Genomic DNA, 19,975 nt, shown 5'->3' with positions numbered 1-19,975 from the left:
GGGCCAGTAGCGGCCGCCCCGGGCAATTCTATAACGTGTTCTACATGTCAGCGCAGGAGTACGACGTCGTCGTGGTCGGGAGCGGCGGAGCCGGTATGGTGGCCGCCCTTACCGCCGCTCACCGGGGTCTTTCCACCATAGTCATCGAGAAGGCCCCCCACTTCGGCGGCTCGACCGCGCGGTCGGGCGGCGGTGTTTGGATCCCAAATAACGAAGTGCTCAAGCGTGATGGGGTGAAGGACACCCCGGAGGCGGCCCGCACCTATCTGCACGGGATCATCGGCGACGTCGTCGAGCCGGAACGCATCGACACCTACCTGGAACGCGGGCCGGAAATGCTGTCCTTCGTGCTCAAGCACACGCCGTTGAAGATGTGCTGGGTGCCGCGGTACTCCGACTACTACCCGGAGTCGCCGGGCGGACGCGCGGAGGGCCGGTCGATCGAGCCGAAGCCGTTCAACGCCCGCAAACTGGGGCCCGACGAGGCCGGCCTGGAACCGGCGTACGGCAAGGTGCCGCTGAACGTCGTTGTCATGCAACAGGACTACGTGCGGTTGAACCAGCTCAAGCGCCACCCGCGGGGTGTGCTGCGCAGCCTGAAGGTCGGCGCCCGCACCATGTGGGCCAAGGCGACCGGCAAGAACCTGGTCGGCATGGGCCGGGCGCTGATCGGGCCGCTGCGCATCGGTTTGCAGCGGGCCGGCGTTCCGGTGGTGCTCAACACCGCGCTGACCGACCTGTACCTCGAAGACGGCGTGGTGCGCGGCGTCTATGTCCGTGACAGTCAGGCGGCCGAGTCCGCCGAACCGCGGCTGATCCGGGCGCGCCGCGGTGTGATCCTGGCCAGCGGCGGCTTCGAGCACAACGAGCAGATGCGGGTGAAATACCAGCGCGCGCCCATCACCACCGAGTGGACCGTGGGCGCCAAGGCGAACACCGGTGACGGGATTCTTGCGGCCGAAAAGCTGGGCGCCGCACTGGAATTGATGGAAGACGCCTGGTGGGGTCCGACGGTGCCGCTGGTCGGCGCGCCGTGGTTCGCGCTGTCCGAGCGCAATTCGCCGGGGTCGATCATCGTCAACATGTCGGGCAAGCGGTTCATGAACGAGTCGATGCCCTATGTCGAGGCCTGCCATCACATGTACGGCGGCGAATACGGTCAGGGTCCCGGGCCGGGCGAGAACATCCCGGCGTGGCTGGTGTTCGACCAGCAGTACCGGGACCGCTACATCTTCGCCGGATTGCAACCGGGGCAACGCATTCCGCGTAAATGGCTGGAGTCCGGCGTCATCATCCAGGCCGAAACGCTCGAGGAGCTGGCCTCGCAGGCGGGCCTTCCGGTCGACGAATTCCTGGCCACCGTGCAGCGGTTCAACGGCTTCGCGCGCACCGGCATCGACGAGGACTACCATCGCGGCGAGAGCGCCTACGACAGGTACTACGGCGATCCCACCAACAAGCCCAATCCCAACCTCGGCGAGATCAGCCACCCGCCCTACTACGCCGCCAAGATGGTGCCGGGCGATTTGGGCACCAAGGGTGGCATCCGCACCGACATCCACGGCCGTGCGCTGCGCGACGACGGCAGTATCATCGAAGGTCTCTACGCCGCGGGCAATGTCAGCGCGCCGGTGATGGGCCACACGTACCCGGGTCCGGGTGGCACCATCGGTCCGGCCATGACATTCGGCTACCTGGCGGCGCTGCACATCGCGGGAGAGAACTGACATGCCGATCGACGTAGACGTCGCGCTGAACGCCGCGCTGGATCCCATCGAATTCTCTTGGGCCAGCAGTGATGTCCAGCTCTACCACCTGGCGCTGGGCGCGGGGTCCGACCCGATGGATCCGCGCGAGCTGCGCTACCTGGTCGACGACACCCCGCAGGTGCTGCCGACGTTCGGCAACGTGGCCGCCACCTTCCACGCCACCAAGCCGCCGACCGTGCAGTTCCCCGGCATCGACATCGAGCTGGGCAAGGTGCTGCACGCGTCCGAGCGGGTCGAGGTGCCCGCTCCGCTGCCGCCTTCGGGCTCCGCGCGCGCCGTCACCCGGTTCACCGACATCTGGGACAAGGGCAAGGCCGCGGTGATCTGGAGCGAGACGAAGGTGACCGCGCCGGACGGCACCCTGTTGTGGACGCAGAAGCGCTCGATCTTCGCCCGCGGCGAGGGCGGCTTCGGCGGGGAACGCGGCCCGTCGGGGGGTGACGCCGCGCCGGAGCGGGCGCCCGACCTGGAGGTCGACGTGCCGATCCTGCCGCAGCAGGCGCTGCTGTACCGGCTGTGCGGCGACCGCAACCCGCTGCACTCGGATCCCGAATTCGCCGCTGCCGCAGGGTTTTCCCAGCCGATCCTGCACGGGTTGTGCACCTACGGCATGACCTGCAAGGCGATCGTCGACGCCCTGCTCGACGGCGACGCCGGCGCGGTGGCGGCCTACGGCGCGCGTTTCGCCGGGGTGGCGTTCCCCGGCGAAACGCTGAAGGTCGGCATCTGGAAAGAGGGTGGGCGATTTCTGGCCAGCGTTGTCGCGCCTTCGCGCGACAACGCCGTCGTGCTCTCCGGCGTCGAGCTGGTCCCGGCCTAGGGCTCGCGCTGCTTGCCTTTTGCCGTTTTGCCGTCGAACGTGAAGTTAGCTTCACGCTCGCGGCCGAGCGTGAAACTAGTTTCACGCTCGGCGGGCGCGCGCCTCGCGTACCCGGGCAATGATGTCGGCGGGCCGGTCCCCGGCGACCACCCTCACCACGATCCAACCGAGTCGCTGCAGCATTTCCGAGCGACGAATATCCCAGCCATACTGACGCCGGTCGCTGCGATGATGATCACCGTCGTACTCGACCGCGACTTTCAAGTCCTCCCAACCCATATCGAGGTAGGCCACCGGGTCGCCAAGGTCGTCAACGACCCGGATCTGCGTCTGTGGTGGCGGTCAATCCGGCCTGGGTCAAAACAACGCGCAGCCAGGACTCCTTGGGAGACTGCGACCCACCGTCGAAGAGTGCGATAGCTTCCCTTGCCCGGACGATGCCGCGGCGTCCCGGGTATCTCTGCGCGAGCAGCTCGACATCGGCCGCCTTGATTCGGGTTTCGCGGGCTAATGCATCGATGCCGGCAACCGCTGCGGTGGTCGGGTACCAGCAACCGAGATCGAGGGCCGTTCTGGCCGCCGAGGTCACCAGAATCCCGTCTACAACCGTAATTTCGTCTTCTTCGATACGGTCTCCATGAACCCTGATCCCGGGCTGGCGGTGGCGGTTGTGGTGGATGAGGTCCACCACCGTCATGGCGTCCACCCACTTGCTTCCGTGCAGCGCCGCCGCGGAGAACCCGGCGACCACACCCCGACGCCCGCTCCACAGCCACCCGGCCCTCGCGCGCAGCACGGCGGTAACCTCGTGGTCTCTGCTGACATACACGTCTCGGAACAGCCGGGTGTAGCCAGTGCTCAGCCGACTTCTCGTCAACACGCCTCGCGCTACGGCCTCACTGCCGAGGAACGGCTCACCCACGACGGCAGCGTCGCACGCGACCCGCGCACCGTCACTTCACTCGTCGAGCGTGATGTTAATTTCACGCTCGGCCGCGAGCGTGACGCTAACTTGACGCTCGAGCGAAGGCGGGAAGCTAGCCCAGGATCAGGCCCGAGGTGGGCACACCGGTGCCCGCGGTGACCAGCACGTGCTCGACGTCGGGCACCGGGTTCACCGAGGTGCCCCGCAGTTGCCGCACCCCCTCGGCGATGCCGTTCATGCCGTGGATGTAGGCCTCACCGAGCTGGCCGCCGTGCGTGTTGATCGGCAGCCGCCCGCCGATCTCGATGGCGCCGTCGGCGATGAAATCCTTGGCCTCACCCTTACCGCAGAATCCCAACTCCTCCAACTGAATCAGCGTGAAGGGCGTGAAGTGGTCGTAGAGCACGGCGGTCTGAATGTCGGTCGGCTTCAGGCCGGACTGCTGCCACAGCTGCCGGCCCACCACGCCCATCTCGGGCAGGCCGAGCTCCGAGCGGTAGTAGCTGACCATCGTGTACTGGTCGGGGCTGGAGCCCTGCGCCGCCGCCTCGATGACCGCCGGCCGCTGCTTGAGGTCGCGTGCCCGCTCGACGGACGTCACCACGACCGCCACCGCACCGTCGGTCTCCTGGCAGCAGTCCAGCAGCCGCAACGGTTCGGCGATCCACCGCGAATTCTGGTGGTCCTCAATGGTTATCGGCTTCTCGTAGAAGTACGCCTTCGGGTTCTTGGCCGCGTGCTTGCGGTCGGCCACCGAGATCGCACCGAAGTCCCGGCTGGTCGCGCCGGACAGGTGCATGTAGCGCCGCGCGATCATGGCGACCTGCGCGGCCGGCGTGGACAGCCCGTGCGGGTAGGAGAACGAATTGTCCGCCGCGGTCGAATCCGCCTGCGCGCGAGCATCTCCCGCCAGCCGCGTCTGCACCTGACCGAACCGCATGCCCGAGCGCTCGTTGAACGCCCGGTACGCCACCACGACGTTGGCCACCCCGGTGGCCACCGCGATCGCGGCCTGCTGCACGGTCGCGCAGGCGGCCCCGCCGCCGTAACCGATCTGGGAGAAGAACTTCAGGTCACCGATGCCGACGGCGCGGGCGACGGCCGTCTCGTTGTTGGTGTCCATCGTGAAGGTGGTCAGCCCGTCGACGTCCGCCGGCGAAAGCCCGGCGTCGTCCAGGGCGTCCAGCACCGCCTCGGCCGCCAGCCGCAGCTCACTGCGGCCGGAATCCTTCGAAAAGTCGGTCGCGCCGATGCCGACGATCGCCGCCTTGCGGGAAAGCATCAGGCATCCCCCATCGTCAGCGTCACGGTCGCGATGACGTGATCGCCAAGGCTGTTGCGGCCGAACACCTTTAACGTCACCAGGCCGTCCTGGACGGCGGTCACCTCGCCGGAGAACGTCACCGTGTCGTAGGCATACCACGGCACACCGAGACGCAGGCCGATCGACTTGATCAGCGCCGACGGCCCGGCCCAATCGGTGACGTAGCGCTGCACCAGGCCGGTGTCGGTGAGGATGTTGACGAAGATGTCCTTCGACCCCTTGGCCTGCGCCTTGTCCCGGTCGTGGTGCACGTCCTGAAAGTCCCTGGTGGCCAGGGCGGTTGAGATGATGAACGTCGGGTCGCCGTAGAGCTTGAGCTCGGGCAACGTGGTGCCGACTTCGATGACGGGTGCGCTCATGCGTCAGGCTCCCAGGCGTAGAGGCTCCACTCCGGACCGTTGTCGTCGGCCGGGAAATCGAGGTAGGTGGCCCGCACCGGCAGCCCGATCCGCACCCGGGCCGGGTCGATGCCGCGCAGCTCGCCCAGCATCCGGACGCCCTCGGCGAGTTCGACCAGTGCAATCACGAAAGGCAGTGTGCGGCCGGGCACCTTGGGCGCGTGATGCACCACGAAGCTGTACACCGTGCCCTTGCCGCTGGCCACCACGTAGTCGATGGGGGCGGTCTTGTCCTGCCACACCGCCGGCACCGGCGGGTGTTGCAGGCTGCCGTCCGGCCGCCGCTGGATCCGCAGCTCGTGCGCCTTGACACCCTCCCAGAAGAAGGCGGTGTCGCGCGACGACGCGGGCCGCATCATGGTGGCCGGATCGAGGTCGTCGGGCACCGGCGACGCCGCCGCGTCGGATTCGCGGGGCCTGAATTTGAGGATGCGCCAATTCATCTCGGCCACATCCTCGTCGCCGACCCGCCAGATGATGTGCTGGTTGATGAACCAGCCCTCGCCGAGCGCCGTCTGCTTGGGCCCGATCACATCGCCCATCTCCGAGGTGATGCTGACCTGCTCACCGGGCCGCAGGTAGCGGTGGTAGGTCTGCTCGCAGTTGGTGGCGACCACACCGACGTACCCGGCGTTGTCGAACAACTCCATGATGGGCCCCATGGGGTCGTCCTTGGGACGCTCCCCGCCCAGGCCGAACATGGTCCACACCTGAATCATGGCCGGCGGGGCCACGATCCCGGGATGTCCGACGGCGCGGGCCGCGGCCTCGTCGACATAGATCGGGTTGCGGTCGCCGATGGCCTCCACCCAGTTGTTGATCATCGGCTGATTCACCGGGTCGCGCCCGGCGCGCGGTTTCGGCCCGCCGGCGGCTTTGATCTCCGCGATGGCTTCGGCGATGTCGGTCATCGGGGCACCCTCGGCACTTTGAGCCCGGCGGCGGCGATCATCTCGCGCATCACTTCGTTGACACCGCCGCCGAACGTGATCACCAGGTTGCGCTTGGTTTGCGAGTCCAGCCACCTGAGCAGTTCGCCGGTCTCCGGGTCGGCGGGGTTGCCGTACTTGCCGACGACTTCCTCGGCGAGCCGGCCGATGTACTGAATCCGCTCGGTACCAAAGACTTTCGTCGACGCGGCGTCGGCGACGTTGATGTCCTCACCGGCCGCCGCCACCTGCCAGTTGAGCAGCTCGTTGATCCGCCACATCGCATAGATCTCACCGAGCGCCCGCTGGACGTCGGCGTGGTCGATCGGGGTGACCCCGTCGCTGCCCGGCTTGGACGCCCATTCGCGAACCCGGTCGTAGATGCCGGCGGTACGGCCGGCCGGGCCCAGCATCACCCGCTCGTTGTTGAGCTGGGTGGTGATCAGCTTCCACCCGCCGTTCTCCTCGCCGACCAGCATGTCGGCGGGCACCCGCACGTCGTTGTAGTAGGTGGCGTTGGTGTGGTGGGCGCCGTCGGACAGGATGATCGGCGTCCACGAGTAGCCGGGGTCGTTGGTGTCCACGATCAGGATCGAAATGCCCTTGTGCTTCACGGCGTCCGGATCGGTGCGGCAGGCCAGCCAGATGTAGTCGGCGTCATGGGCACCGGTGGTGAAGATCTTCTGCCCGTTGACGATGTACTCGTCGCCCTGCCGCACGGCCGTGGTGCGCAGCGACGCCAGGTCGGTGCCGGCCTCCGGCTCGGTGTAGCCGATCGCGAAGTGCACCTCGCCGGCCAGGATCGCCGGCAGGAACTTCTTCTTCTGCATCTCGCTGCCGAACTGTTGCAGCGTCGGCCCGACCGTCTGCAGGGTCACCGCGGGCAGCGGCACGTCGGCGCGATGCGCCTCGTTGACGAAGATCGACTGCTCGATCGGGCCGAAGCCCAAGCCGCCGAACTCCTTTGGCCAGCCCACCCCGAGCTTGCCGTCCCGGCCCATCCGCCGGATCACCGCCCGGTAGGCCTCGTTGTGGCGGTCCTGCTCCATCGCCTTCATCTCGTCGGACGAGATCAGGTTCGAAAAGTATTCCCGCAGTTCGGCTTGCAGCTGACGCTGTTCGGGGGTCAGGTCTATGAACATTGCGCTCCCACCAGGTCGTCTGCGTGCCGACCCGCTGCGCCCGGCTGCGCCGTGCTTGCGATCGCCACGAGGTCCAGACGATGCGACGGCCCGCCCAGCAGCCGGGTCAGGTCCTTGATCGTGGAGTAGTACCGATGCATCGGATAGGTGATGTCCATGCCCATGCCGCCGTGCAGGTGGTGGCAGAGCTGCATCGCCGGGGGCGCCTGCGACGCCACCCAGTATCCCAGCACACCCAGGTCGTGATCGACATCCCGGCCCTCGGACAGCCCCCACACCACCGACTTGGCCACCAAATCGATGGTGCGCGAGGCGATGTAGACCTCGGCGAGCTGCGCGGCCACGGTCTGGAAGGTGGACAGCGGCTTGCCGAACTGCTTGCGGTTGGCCACGTAGTCGGCGGTCAACCGCAGCGCCCCGCTGACCAGCCCGTCGGCGTAGGCGCCCACGGCCGCCAGCGCCAGCTGGTTGACCCGCGCCGCCGTGGCGCCCGCCAGCACGTCGGAATCGGCCACCGCGACGCCGGTGAAGCTGACCGTGTACTCGTCGGAGCCGTTCGAGGTCGGCGTCTGCACCACCTGGACGCCGTCGGCCTTGGGCGAGACCACGACAACCGCACTGTCGGCGGTGACGATCATCCAATCCGCTTGTGCCGCATAGCCGACGTCGATCTTGGTGCCCGACAACCGGCCGTCGGCGAAGGTGGTCGCGGGCCGGTCCGGCAGCGGGGTACCGGGTTCGTTGAGCGCGGCCGTCAGCACCCCGCCCCTGGCGACCCCGGCCAGGAACCGGTCCTGCTGCTCCTCGGAGGCCAGCTCGAGCAACGGAAGCACCGCAAAACCCAACGTGGCCAGCGCCGGCGTGATGGCGCCGCGGCGACCGACTTCGGTGAGCACCGTGGCGACCTCGGGCAGACCCACCCCGTCGCCGCCGAGACGCTCGGGCACCGGCAGCGCCGTCACACCCCCGTCGACCAGTGCCTCCCAACTCAATTCGCGGTCCAGCACCGACGTGACGACGTCGGCGACCGCCTGTTGTGTCGGACTGGGGTCGAAGTCCATCGTCGTTTCTGACGCCATCTCAGTGCGCCACCGGGCACTTGCCGGTGTAGTCGACCTGCCAGTGCTTGATGCCGTTGAGCCAGCCCGACCGCAACCGCTCGGGCGCCGACAGCGGCTTGAGGTCCGGCATGTGGTCGGCCACGGCGTTGAAGATCAGGCTGATGGTCATCCGGGCCAGGTTGGCGCCGATGCAGTAGTGCGCACCCGTACCGCCAAAACCGACGTGCGGGTTGGGGTTTCGCAAGATGTTGAAGCGGTGCGGATCCTCGAAGACCTCTTCGTCGAAGTTCGCCGAGCGGTAGAACATCACCACCCGCTGGCCCTTCTTGATCTGCACCCCGGACAGCTCGTAATCCTCGAGCGCGGTGCGCTGGAACGCGGTGACCGGCGTTGCCCAGCGCACGATTTCGTCCGGCGCGGTCTCCGGGCGCTCCTTCTTGAATAGCTCCCACTGGTCGGGGTTGTCGGCGAAGGCGATCATGCCGTGCGTGATCGAGTTCCGGGTGGTCTCGTTGCCGGCGACCGCGAGCATCACCACGAAGAAACCGAATTCGTCGTCGGAGAGCTTCTCGCCGTCGAGGTCGGCCTGGATCAGCTGGGTGACGATGTCGTCGCCGGGGTTCTTGGCCCGCTCCTCGGCCATCTTCATCGCGTACATGATCAGCTCGGCCGACGACATCGCCGGGTCGATGTGCGCGTACTCGGGGTCCTCGTTGCCGGTCATCTCGTTGGACCAGCGGAAGATCTTGTCCCGGTCCTCCTGCGGAACACCCAGCAGACCGGCGATGGCCTGCAGCGGCAGCTCGCAGGAGACCTGCTCGACGAAGTCGCCGGCGCCGGCCGCGGCGGCGGTCTTGGCGATGTTCTGCGCGCGGGCGTCCAGCTCGTCACGCAGTCGGCCGACGGCCCGCGGGGTGAAACCGCGCGAGATGATCTTGCGCAGCCGGGTGTGGTGCGGCGCGTCCATGTTGAGCATGACGTTGCGCTGCAGGTCGATCTGCTCGCGCGTCATCTCCTTCGGCCAGACCGGGATGGCGCAGTCCTGCTGCGACGAGAAGATGTCGCTGCGCACGGAGATCTCTTTGACGTCCTTGTGCTTGGTGATCGCCCAATAGCCTTTGTCACCGAAGCCGCCGGTCCCGCCGGGGACGTCCACCCAGTAGATTGGCGCGGACTTGCGCAGTTCGGCTAATTCGGCGACCGGCAGGCCCTTGACGCAGACGTCCGGGTCCAGAAGGTCGAACCCGGGTGGAAGATTCGGACTGGGCACGCTCTTCTCCTAACTACAGTCCTCGCTGACTTGCGATCCCAGGACACTAGCTGTCCTAGTGATGCTCTGGTGCCAGTAAAACATGCCTCCACCGCAGACAAAAGGCGGCGACACATCCTCGCTTGTCATAGTAATGAAACGTGTTCTAGCCTGACGGGCATGGGTAACCCGGTAATCGTCGCAGCCACCCGCAGCCCGATCGGCAAGCGCAACGGCTGGTTGTCAGGGCTGCACGCCACCGAGCTGCTCGGGGCGGTGCAGAAGGCCGTGGTCGAGAAGGCCGGCATCGACGCCGGCGACGTCGAACAGGTGATCGGCGGTTGCGTCACGCAGTACGCCGAGCAGTCCAACAACATCAGCCGGACGGCGTGGCTCACCGCCGGATTGCCCGACCACGTCGGCGCCACCACGGTGGACTGCCAGTGCGGCAGCGGGCAGCAGGCCAACCACCTGATCGCGGGTTTGATCGCCACCGGCGCCATCGACGTGGGCATCGCCTGCGGCATCGAGGCGATGAGCCGGGTCGGGCTGGGCGCCAACGCGGGCCCCGACCACAACTGGCGGGCCGAGTCGTGGGACATCGACATGCCCAACCAGTTCGAGGCGGCCGAGCGGATCGCCAAGCGCCGCGGCATCACCCGGGAAGACATCGACGAGTTCGGTCTGGCCTCCCAGGCCAAGGCGAAACAGGCCTGGGACGAGGGCCGTTTCGACCGCGAGATCTCCCCGATCGTGGCGCCGGCCCTCGACGAGAACAAGCAGCCCACCGCCGAGCGCGTCACCATCAGCCGCGACCAGGGCCTGCGCGAGACCACCCTGTCGGGTCTGTCCGCGCTGAAACCGGTCATCGAGGGCGGGATCCACACCGCGGGCACGTCGTCACAGATCTCCGACGGCGCGGCGGCCGTGCTGTGGATGGACGAGGACAAAGCCAAGGCGCTCGGCCTGCGGCCGCGGGCCCGCATCATCAGCCAGGCGCTGGTCGGCGCCGAGCCGTACTACCACCTGGACGGCCCGGTGCAGTCCACCGCCAAGGTGCTGGAAAAGGCCGGCATGAAGATGGGCGACATCGACATCACCGAGATCAACGAGGCGTTCGCCTCGGTGGTGCTGTCCTGGGCGCGGGTGCACGAGCCGGACATGGCCCGGGTCAACGTCAACGGCGGCGCCATCGCGCTGGGCCACCCGGTGGGGTGCACCGGCAGCCGGCTGATCACCACCGCCCTGCACGAGCTGGAGCGCTCCGATCAGACCACCGCGCTGATCACGATGTGCGCGGGCGGTGCGCTGTCCACCGGCACCATCATCGAACGCATCTAGGTCCCCGGTCCGGCTTCGGTGGTGAGCGTCTCGGACGAAAGCCGCATCGCCGCGGCGCAGGCCTACATCGACGCCCTGGTCAGCCATGACGGCGACGCCGTTCCGTTCGCGCCCGGCTGCACCCGCGTCGAGCAGGGAATCAAGAACGGGTTCTCGGGAAATCACCTGCGCCGCAGCCTCAATCGCGGTCCGCAGTACCGGTTGCTCGCGCACACCACTACCCCGGACTACCGCATCGACGGCGACCGGGTGCACGCGTCCTACCAGGTGCTGACCAAGGCGGCGCTGGGCGGGCGCCGACTGGCCGCGCACGTCACCGAGACCTTCCTGATTCCGGCCGAAAGCCCAAGCGGCAGAGCCGAAATCCAGCACATCAAGGTTCGCTTCCAACCCTTTATCCAGACGCGAGGACGGCAGTAGCGCAGTGGAAAAACCCAAATCCTTGAATTCGCCGATGACCGGGTTCTTCATCAAGTGGATGTCCCGGGTCAACACCTGGATGTACCGCGTCAGCAGGGGCAAGTGGGGCGGCACGTTCCAGAAACGCCCGGTGGCGCTGCTGACCACCACCGGCCGCAAGACCGGGCAGCCGCGGGTGAGCCCGCTGCTGTACCTGCGCGAGGGCGATCGGGTGATCCTGGTTGCCTCGCAGGGCGGCCGCGACAAGCATCCGCTGTGGTACCTCAACCTCAAGGCGAATCCGAAAGTGTCCGTGCAGATCAAAGACGAGGTGCTGCAACTTCAGGCGCGCGACGCCACGCCCGAGGAACGCGAACAGTACTGGCCGAAACTGGTGGCCATGTATCCCTCGTTCGACGACTATCAGTCGTGGACCGACCGGGTGATCCCGGTCGTGATCTGCGACCCGTGAACCGGATCGGCAACTAGGCACCTCGCCGTCGTCGAGCGTGCACTGGTAGCGAAGAATCGGCGGAATTCTCGCGGTGGGTGCACGTTCGGCGGCGAGGGTGCGTCTGGCGCGTCGGGTGCCTTGGTGCGTCCGGCGCGTCCGGTGCGTTAGGCGCCGTAGACCGGCACCGGCGGGCGGGCCTTGCCGAGCAGGTCGGCGACGACGGGCCCCAGCTCGGCGGGATCCCACCTCGCGCCCTTGTCGATCTGCGGGCCGTGCGCCCAGCCCTCGGCGACCCGGATCTTGCCGCCCTCGACCTCGAACACCTTGCCGGTCACGTCGCGGGCTTCCGCACTGCCCAGCCAAACCACCAGGGGCGACACGTTTTCCGGGGCCATCGCGTCGAAATCCTGGTCCTGCGTTGCCATCATCTCGGCGAACACGGTCTCGGTCATCCGGGTGCGGGCCGACGGCGCGATCGCGTTGACGGTGACGCCGTAGCGGCCCATCTCCGCCGCGCCGACCAGCGTCAGCGTCGCGATACCGGCCTTGGCGGCGCTGTAGTTGCCCTGCCCGACGCTCCCCTGCAGGCCGGCGCCCGAGCTGGTGTTGATGATCCGGCCGTCGACGGCCTTGCCCGCCTTGGACAGCCCCCGCCAGTACGCCGCGGCGTGCCGCATGGTGGCGAAGTGCCCCTTGAGGTGCACCGCGATGACGGCGTCGAACTCCTCCTCGCTGGTGTTGGCGATCATCCTGTCGCGCACAATGCCGGCGTTGTTCACCAAAACGTCGAGACCACCGAAGGTTTCGACGGCGGTCTGGATCAGACCGGCGGCCTGGTCCCAGTCGGCGACGTTGGATCCGTCGGCGACGGCTTCCCCGCCGGCGGCGGTGATCTCGTCCACCACGCTCTGGGCGGCGCTGCCGCCGCTGGCCGGTGAACCGTCGAGGCCCACCCCGATGTCGTTGACCACCACACGCGCCCCTTCGGCGGCGAAGGCCAGTGCGTGCGCGCGACCGATACCGCCGCCCGCTCCGGTGACGATGACGACGCGGCCGTCAACCACTCCCATAGTCCTTGTCTCCTCTACTTGATCGCGCTCGCGTTCGTGGTGGCCAGATAGTGCGGCGGCTCACCGCCGCCGTGCACCTCCAGCGAGGCCCCGCTGATGTAGCAGGCCGCATCGGAGGCTAAAAATGCTGCGGCCCAACCGATGTCGGCCGGCTTGGCCAACCGGCCCAGGGGCACGTTCTTCGAGATCGCGGCGATGGAGTCGGCGTCGCCGTAGAACAGCTCCGACTGCTCGGTCTCCACCATGCCCACCACGCAGGCGTTCACCCGGACCTTGGGCCCCCACTCCACCGCCAGGGTCTGGGTGAGGCTTTCCAGGCCGGCCTTGGCCGCCCCGTAGGCGCCGGTGCCCGGCGAGGGCCGGCGGCCGGACAGGCTGCAGATGTTGACGATCGACCCGCCCTGGGCCTGCTTCTGCATGTGAGCGTTGGCGTGCTGCGAAACCGACAGCGCGCCAATGAGGTTCAGCTCGATGATCTTGCGGTTGAACTTGGCGCTGGATTCCGCGGTCAGCACGTAGGGCGATCCCCCGGCGTTGTTGACCACGACGTCGAGCCTGCCGTGCCGGTCGGCGATGGTGTCGATCAGCGCCTTGACGGCGTCGTCGTCGCGGACATCGCAGGAGTGGAACTCATACGGCAGCCCCTCGACCGCCCGTCGCGCGCAGGTGACGACGGTGGCGCCCTGTGCGGCGAAAACCGAGCTGATGCCGGCACCGACCCCGCGAACTCCGCCGGTGACCAGGACCACCCGACCGGTCAGCCCCAGGTTGATGGCTTCTGCAAACGGGGGGCATGCTTCGGCGCGAGTCACTGTGCTAGCGTACCAAGCAAGTGCTTGCTTAGGTAGTTACCCCACAAGGAAGTGGCACCTTGCCCATCACATCCAAAACCATCGAACCGGGCATCGTCGCGGTCACCGTCGACTTCCCGCCCGTCAACGCCATCCCGTCGCGCGGCTGGTTCGACCTCGCCGACACCGTCACCGCGGCCGGCCAGGACCCCGAGACCCACGTGGTGATCCTGCGGGCCGAGGGCCGCGGCTTCAACGCCGGGGTGGACATCAAGGAGATGCAGCGCACCGAGGGATTCACCGCGCTGATCGACGCCAACCGCGGCTGCTTCGCCGCGTTCCGGGCGGTCTACGAGTGCGCGGTGCCCGTCGTCGCGGCGGTCAACGGATTCTGCGTCGGCGGCGGCATCGGCCTGGTCGGCAACTCCGATGTCATCGTCGCCTCCGACGACGCCACCTTCGGGCTGCCCGAGGTGGAGCGGGGCGCGCTCGGCGCCGCCACCCACCTGTCCCGGCTGGTGCCACAGCACCTGATGCGCAGGCTGTTCTTCACCGCCGCCACCGTCGACGCCGCCACCCTGCACCACTTCGGGTCGGTGCACGAGGTGGTGCCGCGCGGCGAGCTGGATGACGCGGCGCTGCGGGTCGCGCGCGAGATCGCCGCCAAGGACACCCGGGTCATCCGGGCGGCCAAGGAGGCGCTGAACTTCATCGACGTGCAGCGGGTCAACTCGAGTTACCGGATGGAGCAAGGCTTTACGTTCGAGCTCAATCTGGCCGGGGTGTCCGACGAGCACCGCGACGCATTCGCCGGCACCCAGAAGGGCAAGAAATAGTGGCCGACAAACGCACCTCTTTGGACGAGGCCGTCGCGCAGCTGCGCAGCGGCATGACCATCGGCATCGGCGGCTGGGGATCGCGGCGCAAGCCGATGGCCTTCGTGCGCGCGCTGCTGCGCACCGACGTCACCGACCTGACCGTGGTGACCTACGGCGGGCCGGACCTGGGGCTGCTCTGCTCTGCCGGCAAGGTCAAGCGCGTCTACTACGGGTTCGTCTCGCTGGACTCGCCGCCGTTCTACGACCCGTGGTTCGCCAAGGCGCGGACCAGCGGGGCGATCCAGGCCCGCGAAATGGACGAGGGCATGCTGCGCTGCGGGTTACAGGCCGCCGCGAACCGGTTGCCGTTCCTGCCGATTCGGGCCGGGCTGGGCAGTTCGGTGCCCGACTTCTGGGAGGGCGAGCTGCAGACGGTCACCTCGCCCTACCCGACGGATGGGGCGCACGAGACGCTGATCGCCATGCCCGCACTGCGGCTGGATGCCGCCTTCGTGCACCTCAATCTCGGTGACGCCCAAGGCAATGCGGCCTACACCGGGATCGATCCGTACTTCGACGACCTGTTTTTGATGGCCGCGGACAAGCGCTTCCTGTCGGTGGAGCGGGTCGTCTCCACCCAGGAGCTGGTCAAGGCGGTGCCGCCGCAAGCGCTGCTGGTCAACCGCATGATGGTCGACGCCGTGGTCGAGGCGCCGAACGGCGCTCACTTCACCACCGCCGCACCGGATTACGGCCGCGACGAAAAGTTTCAGCGGCACTACGCCGAGGCGGCCTCGACGGAGGAAGGCTGGCGACAGTTCGTGCAAACCTACCTGCCCGGCAACGAAGACGACTACCAGGCCGCGGTTCGCGCATTCGCCGAGGAGGCCGCCAAGTGACCAGCACCCGCGCCGAGATCTGCGCCGTCGCCTGCGCCGAATTGTTCAGGGAAGCCGGCGAAATCATGGTCAGCCCGATGACCAACATGGCCTCGGTCGGCGCGCGGCTGGCCCGGTTGACGTTCTCCCCCGACATCCTGTTGACCGACGGCGAGGCGCAGTTGCTGGCCGACACCCCGGCGCTCGGTGCGGCCGGGGCCGTCGAAGGGTGGATGCCGTTCGGCCGGGTGTTCGAGACGCTGTCCTGGGGCCGGCGCCACGTGGTGATGGGCGCCAATCAGGTTGACCGGTTCGGCAATCAGAACATCTCAGCGTTCGGACCGCTGCAGCAGCCCACCCGTCAGATGTTCGGGGTGCGCGGCGCGCCCGGCAATGCCATCAACCACGCCACCAGCTATTGGGTGGGCAACCACTCCAAGCGGGTGTTCTGCGAGAAGGTGGACGTGGTGTGCGGGATCGGCTGGGACAACGTGGATTCCGACAACCCGGCGTTCCGCTTCGCCAACACCCATCGGGTGGTGTCCAACCTGGGGGTGTTCGACTTCGGCGGCCCGGACCGGACCATGCGGGCGGTGAGCCTGCACCCCGGGGTGTCGCCGCAAGACGTGCGGGAAGCCACCTCGTTCGAGATCCACGGCCTGGACGAGGCCGACGAGACCCGGCTGCCCACCGACGACGAGCTGCGCCTGATCCGCGAGGTGATCGACCCGAAGTCGCTGCGGGACAGGGAGATCCGTTGATGATTATTCCGCCTCCTCCTCATCGCTGCGCTCTGCATCGTCGGCGGTGGATATGAGACTACGCACGCCGCTGACCGAGCTGGTCGGTGTCGAGCACCCGGTGGTGCAGACCGGGATGGGCTGGGTGGCCGGCGCCCGGCTGGTGTCGGCCACGGCCAACGCGGGCGGGCTGGGCATCCTGGCCTCGGCCACCATGACCCTGGACGAGCTGGCCACGGCGATCGCCAAGGTCAAGGCCGCCACCGACAAGCCCTTCGGCGTCAACATCCGCGCCGACGCCGCCGACGCCGCCGACCGGGTGGATCTGATGATCCGTGAGGGCGTCAAGGTGGCGTCGTTCGCCCTGGCGCCCAAGCAGGAGCTCATCGCCCGGCTCAAAGAGGCCGGCGCAGTGGTGATTCCGTCGATCGGCGCGGCCAAGCACGCCCGCAAGGTCGCCGGCTGGGGCGCCGACGCGATGATCGTGCAGGGCGGCGAGGGCGGCGGGCACACCGGGCCGGTCGCCACCACGCTGTTGCTGCCGTCGGTGCTGGATGCGGTGCGGGGCACCGGGATTCCGGTGATCGCGGCGGGCGGATTCTTCGACGGGCGCGGCCTGGCGGCCGCGTTGAGCTACGGCGCCGCCGGCGTGGCGATGGGCACGCGGTTCCTGCTGACCTCGGATTCGACCGTGCCCGACGCGGTCAAGAAGCGCTACCTGGAAGCGGCGCTGGACGGCACCGTCGTCACCACCCGGGTCGACGGAATGCCGCACCGGGTGCTGCGCACCGGGCTGGTCGAGAAGCTGGAAAGCGGTTCGCCGGTGCGGGGTTTGACCGCGGCCGTGCGCAATGCGGCGAAATTCAAGCACATGTCGAAGATGACCTGGCGGTCGATGATCAGCGACGGCCTGGCCATGCGCCACGGCAAAGAGATGACCTGGTCGCAGGTGGTGATGGCGGCCAACACCCCGATGCTGCTGAAAGCCGGTCTGGTGGAAGGCAACACCGAGGCCGGGGTGCTGGCGTCGGGTCAGGTGGCCGGCATCCTCGAAGACCTGCCGTCGTGCGCCGAACTGATCGACTCGATCGTCCGGGACGCGATCGCGCACCTGCGGTCCGCGTCCGGTCTGATCGAGGAGTAGGCCACCGCGCGATCGCCTCCGGGTCACGCTTCCGTTAAGGATATTGCTAAATATCTTCTGCATGAAGCTATGATCTTCATATGGCGAGGGTGAAGGCTAAACCTTCACCACGGGCGACCGTGATCGGCGACGTGGTGGGATCCCGGCGCGCCGCCGACCGACCCGCCCTGCATCGCCGCGTCGCCGCCGCTCTGCGGGAAGTCGCCGACGGCGCGATCGACCCGCCGGCCTTCACCGTGGGTGACGAGTTCCAGGGCAGCTATCCCAGCGTCGGGGCCGCCATCGACGCGGCGCTGACGGTGCGCCTACTGCTCGCCCCCGAGATCGACGTCCGCTTCGGGCTCGGCTGGGGCGCCGTCACCGTCCTCGACGCCGCCGCGGGAATCCAGGACGGGCCGGGCTGGTGGACCGCGCGCGCGGCCATCCAGCAGACCGCCCACGCGCAGCGACAGCCCGGGTTGGCGCTGGTGCGCACCACCTTTCGGGCCGACGACGGCACCCGCGCCGACGCCGACGCGGTCAACGCGGCCCTGATCTGTCGGGACCATCTGCTTGGATCACTCGACGAGAGATCGCTGCGGATTGTGAGGGGCCTGATGACCGGCCGGAGCAAAAGGGAACTCGCCGCGGCCGAGGGCATCAGCCCGTCGGCGGTGTCCCAACGCGCCGGCCGCGACGGCCTGGATCTGATCGTCCTGGCCAGCCAATACCTTCGGGAGCTGCCGTGAGCGCTGTCGCCGTCCTGCTCACCGCGCTCGGCGTGGCCGACCTGTGCCGGCGTGCGGTGGCTGCGGCCTGGGTGCCGCTGGCGGCCGGGCCGATCGTGGTGGCGGCGTGTGCGGCCCTGGGCGGGCTCTGGCGCGGCGCCGACATCGCGCTGCTCGCGCTGGCGGCCGTCGCGGTGGTCGCGTGGGAATGGCTGTGCGCGCGAAGCGAACTCAGCGGTGCCCAGCAAGCCGCCCCGGTGGCGGTGTTGGCCGCGGCGCTGATGTTGCTGACGGTGTTGTCCGGCTGGTCCTCCCCGGTCGCCGGCGCGATCTCGCGGTGGTCGGCCTGGGCGCACCTGCCGCTGAGCCACGTCCCGCCCACCCGTGCGCTGATGGTCGTCGGTGTCGTGCTAGTGCAGTTCGCCACCGCGAATCAGCTGGTGCGCCTGGTGCTCGGCTCCGTCGGTGCCGTCCGCCCGGCCGGCCAACCGCAGCCGTCGGACCGGCTCAAGGGGGGCCGGCTGCTGGGCCCGATGGAATGGCTGCTGATCCTGAGCCTGGGCGTCGGCGGGCAGCTGGCCGCGGCCGGCGCCGTCGTCGCCGCCAAGGGCATCATCCGGTTTCCCGAACTGAACGCCCAGAAGGGTCAGAACGGCGACGTGGGGATCGACGAGGTGACCGAGTACTTCCTGGTCGGCAGCTTCACCAGCTGGCTGCTGGCCCTCGGCGGCATCGGGCTGGTGCTGGCCACCCGGTAGACGCCCCGACGAGATTGCAACCACGCACACCCCGATCGGCGTGTCGGGTGCGTAGTTGCAGTGTCGCGAAGGGGCAGCTCGCGGGAAAACCGCTACAGCCGCTCGATGATGGTGACGTTGGCGGTGCCCCCGCCCTCGCACATCGTCTGCAGACCGTACCGGCCACCGATGCGCTCCAGCTCGTTGAGCATGGTGGCGAACAGCTTGGCGCCGGTGGCGCCCAGCGGGTGACCGAGCGCGATCGCCCCGCCGTTCGGGTTGACCTTCTCCGGGTCGGCCTTGATCTCCTTGAGCCAGGCCAAAACCACCGGCGCGAAGGCCTCGTTGATCTCGACGGTGTCGATGTCGTCGATGGACAGCCCGGTCTTGTCCAGCGCGTAGCGGGTGGCCGGGATGGGGCCGGTGAGCATGAACACCGGGTCGGCGGCGCGGGCGCTGATGTGGTGGATCCGGGCGCGCGGTTGCAGGCCGTGGTCCTTGACGGCCCGCTCGGAGGCCAGCAGCACCGCGCTGGCGCCGTCGGAGATCTGACTGGCCATCGCGGCGGTCAGCCGGCCGCCCTCGACCAGCGGCTTGAGGCCGGCCATCTTCTCCAGCGACGACTCGCGCGGACCCTCGTCGACCCGGAACGGCCCGGATTCGGTTTCCACGGTGATGATTTCGTTGTCGAAGTGGCCGCCGCGGATGGCCGCGAAGGCGCGCTCGTGGCTGGTCAGCGCGTAGCGTTCCATCTCCTCGCGGGACAGGTTCCACTTCTCGGCGATCAGCTCCGAGCCACGGAATTGCGAGATCTCCTGATCGCCGTAGCGGTGCAGCCACTGCTTGGACTCGTTGGTGGGCGAGGTGAAGCCGAACTGCTCGCCGACCGTCATCGCCGACGAGATCGGGATCTGGCTCATGTTCTGCACGCCGCCGGCCACGATCAGGTCGGCGGTCCCGGACATGATCGCTTGCGCGCCAAAGGAAATCGCCTGCTGGCTGGAACCGCACTGCCGGTCCACGGTGACGCCGGGCACCTCTTCGGGATAGCCGGCGGCCAGCCAGGACAGCCGGGCGATGTTGCCGGCCTGGGCGCCGATGGCGTCGACGCAGCCGGCGATCACGTCGTCGACGGCGGCGGGGTCGACGTCGACCCGGTCCAGCAGCCCGCGCCAGCCCAGGGCGCCCAGGTCGACCGGATGGATTCCGGCCAGCGATCCACCGCGCTTGCCGACCGCGGTGCGTACAGCGTCGATGACGTACGCCTCAGGCATTTTCA

The 19,975-nt window shown here is 68.2% G+C and carries 20 protein-coding genes and 1 pseudogene; 11 read left to right on the top strand and 10 right to left on the bottom strand.

Annotated features, from left to right (window positions below):
- The first annotated feature begins 44 nt into the window (after positions 1-44).
- Complete coding sequence (gene kstD / locus NF20_RS01340) at positions 45-1,727, top strand: 3-oxosteroid 1-dehydrogenase (protein ID WP_009974800.1); 1,683 nt, start codon at positions 45-47, stop codon at positions 1,725-1,727.
- Position 1,728: 1 nt separating this feature from the next.
- Positions 1,729-2,589: a MaoC family dehydratase gene (locus tag NF20_RS01335; protein ID WP_009974797.1), complete on the top strand. Its 861-nt coding sequence runs from the start codon at positions 1,729-1,731 to the stop codon at positions 2,587-2,589.
- Positions 2,590-2,670: 81 nt separating this feature from the next.
- On the opposite strand, the pseudogene NF20_RS01330 reads toward NF20_RS01335, so the two are convergent.
- From NF20_RS01330 to NF20_RS01300, 7 genes and pseudogenes are all read right to left on the bottom strand, one after another.
- Positions 2,671-3,511 (bottom strand): annotated as a pseudogene (locus NF20_RS01330) (hypothetical protein).
- A gap of 115 nt (positions 3,512-3,626) precedes the next feature.
- Positions 3,627-4,796 (bottom strand): lipid-transfer protein, encoded by a 1,170-nt coding sequence (locus NF20_RS01325; protein ID WP_023900308.1) that lies wholly within the window; start codon positions 4,794-4,796, stop codon positions 3,627-3,629.
- The gene (locus tag NF20_RS01320) at positions 4,796-5,197 is read right to left on the bottom strand and encodes a MaoC family dehydratase (RefSeq protein ID WP_003875684.1); all 402 of its coding nucleotides are present in this window, start codon (positions 5,195-5,197) and stop codon (positions 4,796-4,798) included. Before NF20_RS01320 ends, NF20_RS01325 begins: the two co-directional genes overlap by 1 nt.
- Positions 5,194-6,147: a bifunctional MaoC family dehydratase N-terminal/OB-fold nucleic acid binding domain-containing protein gene (locus NF20_RS01315; RefSeq protein WP_003875683.1), complete on the bottom strand. Its 954-nt coding sequence runs from the start codon at positions 6,145-6,147 to the stop codon at positions 5,194-5,196. Before NF20_RS01315 ends, NF20_RS01320 begins: the two co-directional genes overlap by 4 nt.
- Positions 6,144-7,307 (bottom strand): acyl-CoA dehydrogenase FadE29, encoded by a 1,164-nt coding sequence (gene fadE29 / locus NF20_RS01310; RefSeq protein WP_023900310.1) that lies wholly within the window; start codon positions 7,305-7,307, stop codon positions 6,144-6,146. Before fadE29 ends, NF20_RS01315 begins: the two co-directional genes overlap by 4 nt.
- Positions 7,298-8,368 carry an acyl-CoA dehydrogenase family protein gene (locus NF20_RS01305; RefSeq protein ID WP_033713103.1) on the bottom strand — a complete coding sequence of 357 codons (1,071 nt, stop codon included), beginning with the start codon at positions 8,366-8,368 and terminating at the stop codon, positions 7,298-7,300. Before NF20_RS01305 ends, fadE29 begins: the two co-directional genes overlap by 10 nt.
- 19 nt (positions 8,369-8,387) lie before the next feature.
- On the bottom strand, positions 8,388-9,638 hold the full coding sequence (locus tag NF20_RS01300) for a cytochrome P450 (RefSeq protein WP_003875680.1): 1,251 nt from the start codon (positions 9,636-9,638) through the stop codon (positions 8,388-8,390).
- 159 nt (positions 9,639-9,797) lie between these two features.
- On the opposite strand from NF20_RS01300, the gene NF20_RS01295 reads away from it, so the two are divergent.
- From NF20_RS01295 to NF20_RS01285, 3 genes are read left to right on the top strand one after another with little or no spacing between them, the layout of a single operon-like run.
- Positions 9,798-10,958 carry a steroid 3-ketoacyl-CoA thiolase gene (locus tag NF20_RS01295; protein ID WP_003875679.1) on the top strand — a complete coding sequence of 387 codons (1,161 nt, stop codon included), beginning with the start codon at positions 9,798-9,800 and terminating at the stop codon, positions 10,956-10,958.
- A gap of 18 nt (positions 10,959-10,976) precedes the next feature.
- Complete coding sequence (locus NF20_RS01290; protein WP_003875678.1) at positions 10,977-11,378, top strand: hypothetical protein; 402 nt, start codon at positions 10,977-10,979, stop codon at positions 11,376-11,378.
- Positions 11,379-11,412: 34 nt separating this feature from the next.
- Positions 11,413-11,829: a nitroreductase family deazaflavin-dependent oxidoreductase gene (locus NF20_RS01285; protein WP_003875677.1), complete on the top strand. Its 417-nt coding sequence runs from the start codon at positions 11,413-11,415 to the stop codon at positions 11,827-11,829.
- A gap of 146 nt (positions 11,830-11,975) precedes the next feature.
- Here the strand turns inward: NF20_RS01285 and NF20_RS01280 are convergent, their stop codons facing one another.
- Positions 11,976-12,881, bottom strand: coding sequence for an SDR family oxidoreductase (locus NF20_RS01280; RefSeq protein WP_011723666.1), 906 nt, complete (start codon positions 12,879-12,881; stop codon positions 11,976-11,978).
- Positions 12,882-12,895: 14 nt separating this feature from the next.
- Positions 12,896-13,693, bottom strand: coding sequence for an SDR family oxidoreductase (locus NF20_RS01275; RefSeq protein ID WP_003875675.1), 798 nt, complete (start codon positions 13,691-13,693; stop codon positions 12,896-12,898).
- Positions 13,694-13,752: 59 nt separating this feature from the next.
- Here NF20_RS01275 and echA20 point away from each other — a divergent pair, with 59 nt between their 5' ends.
- The 6 genes from echA20 to NF20_RS01245 all read left to right on the top strand — a co-directional run bounded on the left by echA20 (position 13,753) and on the right by NF20_RS01245 (position 18,717).
- Positions 13,753-14,508, top strand: a complete 756-nt coding sequence (echA20, locus tag NF20_RS01270; RefSeq protein ID WP_009974786.1) for a (7aS)-7a-methyl-1,5-dioxo-2,3,5,6,7,7a-hexahydro-1H-indene-carboxyl-CoA hydrolase — start codon at positions 13,753-13,755, stop codon at positions 14,506-14,508.
- Positions 14,508-15,389, top strand: coding sequence for a cholesterol ring-cleaving hydrolase subunit IpdA (gene ipdA / locus NF20_RS01265; protein WP_009974785.1), 882 nt, complete (start codon positions 14,508-14,510; stop codon positions 15,387-15,389). Before echA20 ends, ipdA begins: the two co-directional genes overlap by 1 nt.
- On the top strand, positions 15,386-16,129 hold the full coding sequence (ipdB, locus tag NF20_RS01260) for a cholesterol ring-cleaving hydrolase subunit IpdB (protein ID WP_009974784.1): 744 nt from the start codon (positions 15,386-15,388) through the stop codon (positions 16,127-16,129). The genes ipdA and ipdB overlap by 4 nt, the downstream gene beginning before the upstream one ends.
- 46 nt (positions 16,130-16,175) lie before the next feature.
- The gene (gene ipdC / locus NF20_RS01255; RefSeq protein ID WP_011723665.1) at positions 16,176-17,252 is read left to right on the top strand and encodes a (3aS,4S,5R,7aS)-5-hydroxy-7a-methyl-1-oxo-octahydro-1H-indene-4-carboxyl-CoA dehydrogenase; all 1,077 of its coding nucleotides are present in this window, start codon (positions 16,176-16,178) and stop codon (positions 17,250-17,252) included.
- Positions 17,253-17,332: 80 nt separating this feature from the next.
- Positions 17,333-17,980, top strand: a complete 648-nt coding sequence (locus tag NF20_RS01250) for a SatD family protein (protein WP_023861935.1) — start codon at positions 17,333-17,335, stop codon at positions 17,978-17,980.
- On the top strand, positions 17,977-18,717 hold the full coding sequence (locus tag NF20_RS01245; protein ID WP_033713066.1) for a hypothetical protein: 741 nt from the start codon (positions 17,977-17,979) through the stop codon (positions 18,715-18,717). The genes NF20_RS01250 and NF20_RS01245 overlap by 4 nt, the downstream gene beginning before the upstream one ends.
- 92 nt (positions 18,718-18,809) lie before the next feature.
- On the opposite strand, the gene fadA6 is transcribed toward NF20_RS01245, so the two are convergent.
- Entirely contained in the window at positions 18,810-19,970 is a 1,161-nt protein-coding gene (gene fadA6 / locus NF20_RS01240; RefSeq protein ID WP_009974781.1) for a steroid 3-ketoacyl-CoA thiolase FadA6, read from the bottom strand.
- Positions 19,971-19,975: the final 5 nt, after the last annotated feature.

Source organism: Mycobacterium sp. MAC_080597_8934 (assembly GCF_000523975.1).
Taxonomy (GTDB): Bacteria; Actinomycetota; Actinomycetes; order Mycobacteriales; family Mycobacteriaceae; genus Mycobacterium; species Mycobacterium avium.
The sequence above is the reverse complement of the archived record's forward strand: the minus strand, read 5'-3'. Positions and strand labels throughout refer to the sequence as shown.

Excerpts from the sequence above, each read along its gene's own strand:
- kstD (WP_009974800.1), top strand. The coding sequence starts at position 45 with ATGTCAGCGCAGGAGTACGACGTCGTCGTGGTCGGGAGCGGCGGAGCC.
- NF20_RS01335 (WP_009974797.1), top strand. The coding sequence starts at position 1,729 with ATGCCGATCGACGTAGACGTCGCGCTGAACGCCGCGCTGGATCCCATC.
- NF20_RS01325 (WP_023900308.1), bottom strand. The coding sequence starts at position 4,796 with ATGCTTTCCCGCAAGGCGGCGATCGTCGGCATCGGCGCGACCGACTTT.
- NF20_RS01320 (WP_003875684.1), bottom strand. The coding sequence starts at position 5,197 with ATGAGCGCACCCGTCATCGAAGTCGGCACCACGTTGCCCGAGCTCAAG.
- NF20_RS01315 (WP_003875683.1), bottom strand. The coding sequence starts at position 6,147 with ATGACCGACATCGCCGAAGCCATCGCGGAGATCAAAGCCGCCGGCGGG.
- fadE29 (WP_023900310.1), bottom strand. The coding sequence starts at position 7,307 with ATGTTCATAGACCTGACCCCCGAACAGCGTCAGCTGCAAGCCGAACTG.
- NF20_RS01305 (WP_033713103.1), bottom strand. The coding sequence starts at position 8,368 with ATGGACTTCGACCCCAGTCCGACACAACAGGCGGTCGCCGACGTCGTC.
- NF20_RS01295 (WP_003875679.1), top strand. The coding sequence starts at position 9,798 with ATGGGTAACCCGGTAATCGTCGCAGCCACCCGCAGCCCGATCGGCAAG.
- NF20_RS01285 (WP_003875677.1), top strand. The coding sequence starts at position 11,413 with ATGACCGGGTTCTTCATCAAGTGGATGTCCCGGGTCAACACCTGGATG.
- NF20_RS01280 (WP_011723666.1), bottom strand. The coding sequence starts at position 12,881 with ATGGGAGTGGTTGACGGCCGCGTCGTCATCGTCACCGGAGCGGGCGGC.
- NF20_RS01250 (WP_023861935.1), top strand. The coding sequence starts at position 17,333 with ATGGCGAGGGTGAAGGCTAAACCTTCACCACGGGCGACCGTGATCGGC.
- fadA6 (WP_009974781.1), bottom strand. The coding sequence starts at position 19,970 with ATGCCTGAGGCGTACGTCATCGACGCTGTACGCACCGCGGTCGGCAAG.